The following is a 1,889-nucleotide window of genomic DNA, read 5'->3' as shown; positions in this document are numbered from 1 at the left end:
GCCGAACGACGGCGGCCGAGGACCGATCGAGAACGATGCCGACACCGACGCGAGAACGGGAACGGCGGGGGCGTCAGATCACGTCTGCGAGCGGAAGCGCCAGCCCGACCAGCCAGGCGGCGAGACCGGCCGCGAGCGCGGGTCGGTCCGCCGCCGCGCGTCCCGTCGCGACCACCCCCCAGGGGCCGACAGCAGCGCGACCCGGTGGACGAGGAGGTCCGGCGGCACCGCGACCCCGAGCGCGGCGAAGTCGGCGACGAACCCGGCGCGAGACCGGTCCCGACGGCCAGCGCGGCCGCGGTGGGGTCGCACTCGCGCGCCCGGGCGACGACGAGCGCGGGCAATCCGACGGCGAGGACGAGGTACAGCGGGGCGGCGATCGCCGTCGGCGGAGCGCCGGAACCGCGGTCTCGACCGCCACCCCGACCACGCGCACGCCGACGACGACGAGTCCGAGGGCAGCGCCGAGCGCGGCGGCGCGCGCGTGTCGACGGGTCTCCCGCCGCCCCCGACGAACCAGGTCGACGGCGGCCTGCCGCGTCTGTCGGCGGAGCAGGGTCCCGCCGATCGCCGCCAGCGACGCCGCCGAGGCCAGCTCGACGATCGTGAGCCACCCGTCGCTCCACCCGCCGTTGATGCCGCGGTACTCGCGGCGGACCTCGGCGTCGATCGGGCCGCGGATGAGTTCGTTCTCCAGTCGGGTCTTGGGCTCGTCGATCGTCGGGACCGTGTGGCGCAGCCGGAACCAGTCGTAGTACTCCTCGTGGGCCTGCACCGCGGTGTACGCCCCGTCCGGCGACTCGTACGCCCGGAGGTGGTCCCGCACGCCGAGGTAGGCGCCGTCGTGGAGTTCGAACGTCTCCCGCAGCCAGAGCCCGCTCTCGGGTCCCTGGACGTAGCTGTACCGGGTCGAACTGTGCGCGTGCTCCCAGTCGCGTTCGACGATGGCCCGGATCTGATCGGCGTTGGGGGGCGCCTCCGCCTCCTCCTCGTCGGTCTCCTCCCAGCCCGCGTTCGGCCGGTGTTCGATCGCCCGGCGGGTCGTCTCGGCGTCGGCGTGGAACACCACGTTGATCGCGAGCGTCCGCCCCTCGACCGACGTGGTCCGGCTCGTGTACGGCCACAGGTCGTACTCGCCCTCGACCTCGATGAGCGATTCCGTGGGGACCGTCGTCTCCGGGTCGTCCGGCGGCGGCCCGGCGAAGAAGCCGGAGAGCACGAGCCCGACGCCCGCGACGACGAGCAGCGCGGCGACGACGGTCGTCCGTTTCATAAGACGCGTGAGGGCGCGGGGAGTAAAACCGGTTCGGGTGCGTATGGTCGCCTCCACGGCCGCCGCGCCGGCGTCGCGGTCACCACTCTCGACGAACCCCGCTCGCACGTCCTCGGCGCAGCCCTCGCAGTCCGGATGGTCGGCCTCGAAACACGCGGGGCGCCCCTCGACGTCGACGGGGACCGCCCGCCGTTCCGCGTGGCGCCGGCAGACGATCCGCGCGTTCCCCTCGTCGTCCGTCGGGAGGTCGTACCGCGCCGCGCCGGCCGCGTCGCCGTCGGGGTCGTCCCGTCCCTCGGCGTACGCCCGCCTGGCCTCCGCGAACTGCGACCCGCCTTCCGGAGCTGCTGGCGGATGACGCGTTCGAGCCGGTCGTCCATGGGGGCCGTACCGGCGCGTCGGATATAGGTCCGTTGGCGATACTACAATCAGATCGTTAGGGGCGGCATGTTCGTCGGTGGTTTATAAACGGTCGTCGCGGTCGTGGACCCGCCTATAGGGAGACCAGCCGCGTATTTATCAATCACTACGGGTGCCGTGGACACCTCCAAAGCCCCAGCCGCTCGGCTGTACGACGTCATTTATAAACCGATGATGAACCTCCAAAGCCCCAGTC

2 pseudogenes are annotated in these 1,889 nt (G+C 72.3%); both read right to left on the bottom strand.

From position 1 onward, the window contains the following. Nucleotides 1-73: 73 nt before the first annotated feature. Nucleotides 74-1,273 (bottom strand): annotated as a pseudogene (locus GJ633_RS16305) (hypothetical protein). Between the two features lie 84 nt (nt 1,274-1,357). Beyond that, nucleotides 1,358-1,653, bottom strand: a pseudogene (locus GJ633_RS16300) (hypothetical protein); the annotation flags it as partial. Nucleotides 1,654-1,889 lie beyond the last annotated feature (236 nt).

The organism is Halorubrum sp. CBA1125 (assembly GCF_009742825.1).
In the GTDB taxonomy this organism is placed as follows: domain Archaea; phylum Halobacteriota; class Halobacteria; order Halobacteriales; family Haloferacaceae; genus Halorubrum.
Note: the sequence above shows the minus strand (reverse complement) of the source record. Positions and strands in the feature narration are given on the sequence as shown.